The 2,503-nt window shown below is 65.4% G+C and carries 2 protein-coding genes; one reads left to right on the top strand and one right to left on the bottom strand.

Annotation, left to right across the window (positions count from 1 at the left end; translation table 11 throughout):
• On the bottom strand, positions 1-2,221 hold a 2,221-nt coding region (locus tag LB545_RS30715), incomplete at its 3' end, for an autotransporter-associated beta strand repeat-containing protein (RefSeq protein ID WP_224706291.1).
• Positions 2,222-2,266: 45 nt separating this feature from the next.
• Between LB545_RS30715 and LB545_RS30720 the strand changes: the two genes are divergently transcribed.
• Positions 2,267-2,503: hypothetical protein (locus LB545_RS30720; protein ID WP_224706292.1), on the top strand; the 237-nt coding region annotated here is incomplete at its 3' end.

Consider the following 2,503-nt stretch of genomic DNA (forward strand, 5'->3'; position numbering starts at 1 on the left):
GCCCGTCGAACACGGCCAGGAACCGATCGGCGCTGTCGATGCCGGCTATGATGGCACCCGCCGCGATCTCGCCGGAGAGTGCCTGCAGGGCCGGTGTCCCCTGCGCTGTTGGCAGGCCCGACAGCGCCCCGACGATGCCGCCGAAATTACCGCCGGCTGCAGCGGCATCGAGCACACCGCCGACCGCCCGCTGGTTCGACGTCTGGCCGGCCGAGCGGAAGGCATCTGGCGCCAGGATCAGGGAGAGATAGAGGCTGGTGAGATCGAAGCTGAGCACGGGGCGCAGGAACGCGAAATCGGCGGTCACATCGTTAAATGTGGCAATGCCGCCGGCCGGCGCCGAGACGATCGTGTACGTCGTGTCAGGCACGTAAATGCCGGGCAACGGGACAACGTCGAGGGTGCCGGCATGTACCGTCGCCTTGTGGCCGGCGCCAACGATGGTGATGCGGTCGCTGGCGCTGGGACTAATTTCAACGTCGAAGGTGCCGCTGTTCCAGGTGAGATTGCCGTCGATCGTGATGTTGCCGATGGAGTTGCCCGGCTCGATCGTGCCGCCGTTGTTTGTAATATTGCCGGTGATGTTGCCGACGCCACTCAGGATGCCGCCCTTGTTGAGCGTTACGTTGCTGGTCAGGTGAACGTTGACGGCTAAGCCGCCGGTATTGATGGTCGTGCCGCCGCCGACAGTGCTGGTGCCGGTAAGGGTGAGCTTACCGGCGCCGTTCTTGGTGAGCGTGCCGGTGCCGGTCATTGCGCCGGCATAGGTGCCGTTGACACCCTGGTCGAAGATGACGGCGGCATCGTTTAGGATACGGCCCTGCAGGCTGTTGGCTGCGCCCTGCAGGATGCCGGCCGACACCGTCGTGCCCTCGGTATAAGTGTTGTTGCCGCCCAAGGTCAGCGCGCCGGCGCCGGTCTTGGTCAGGCTGCCGAGGCCGGTGATATTGCCCGCGAAGGTGCCGTTGGTCGCCTGGTCGAAGGTGATCGACCTGGCGATCGGATTGTTCGCGTTGGGGTCGAAGATGATGTTGCCGCGCAGGTTCGTGGTGTTGCCCTGCACCGCGCCGCCGTTGTTGAAGATGTTGCCGGCATAGCTGTTGGCGCCGGTGAGAATAAGCGTGCCGTCGCCGACCTTGGTGAGATTGCCCGAACCGCCGACTATCCCATTCAGGGTCAGGGTCTTGCCGGGGTCGACCAGGAATACGCCACCGGCGCCCTCCAGTAAGACGTTGCGCGTGCTGGTGAAGGTCTCGGATGCGCGCAGGCCGGCGTTGTTTTCCAGCGTGAGCCCCGTACCCGTGGCGCCGAGCTTGTCGTCGGAAGCGACCCGTAGCGTTCCGCGCTGCACCAGCGTGCCGCCGGAATAGGTGTTGGTGCCCGTGAGCTCGAACTCGCCGTCGCCGCTCTTGATGAGGCGACCGCCACCGCTGATGCTGCCGCTCCAGATGAAGGGATGCAGCGCCACGTCGATGCCGCCGTTACCGGCGAGCACGATCTTGCGGTCGATCGACGTGGCCGCAGGAGTGTCCTTTGTGGTTCCGACCGCGCCGCCATTCAACGTGATTGCCGTACCCGCCGCGCCCAGGTTGACGTCATTCGTGAAGCGCAGGACACCGCCGGTCACGGTCGTGCCGCCGCCGTAGGTGTTGGCCGCTGAAAGGATCAGGTCGCCGTCGCCGGACTTGGTCAACTGGCCGCTTCCGCCGATCACGCCGCTCCAGGTGAGTGGAGCCGATGCAACGGAGAAGCCGCCCTTGTCCGTGATCGTGACGGGGCGATTGCTGGTCGGCCCCGGATGGACCGTGGCCACGCTTCCGATCGTGCCGTTGTTCAGGTTGATGCCGATGCCCGCGGCTCCCAGGCTGGCGTCGGTGGTGAACAACAGCGCTCCGCCGTTGACGGTGGTGCCGCCAGCGTAGGTGTTGGTGCCTGAGAGCGTGAGATCGCCAGTGCCGGTCTTGATGAGGCTGCCGCTGCCGGACAGGTTGCCGGTATAGGCGCCGTCGATTGTTTGGGCGAAGACGAGTGAGGCCTTGTTTGTGATATTGCCCGCCAGGCGCAGAGCGTTGATCTCCAGGACGCCTTCATTGACGGTGCCGCCGCCGGAGAGCGAAGTCGCACCGTCGAGAATGGTCGTGCCGGCCCCGTTCTTGACGATAGCCCAATTGCCGCCGCTGCCAGCGCCCCCGGTCTGATCTGCAATGGTGTCGCTTATCAACTGGGTCTGCCCGGCGCCAGGGGCCACGGTGAATGACCCGTTGCCGTGAAAAAGAATGCCCGATCCGATACCTTGGCCGGGGGAGGCGTTTCCTCCTCCGCCGTTGCCGCCTGCGACGCTGTTTCTAAAAATGTCGAGATGGCCGGCCACAGTGAGCTCGCCGCCATACTGAACGAAGATCGCGCCGCCCAGGCCGCCGCCGCCACCGCCACCTTGTCCATGGCCACCGCCGCTGCCGCCGCCGATTCCCCCCTGACCACCGTTATTGGGCGTCCCGTCGGG

The organism is Mesorhizobium sp. BR1-1-6 (assembly GCF_020165355.1).
Taxonomy (GTDB): domain Bacteria; phylum Pseudomonadota; class Alphaproteobacteria; order Rhizobiales; family Rhizobiaceae; genus Mesorhizobium.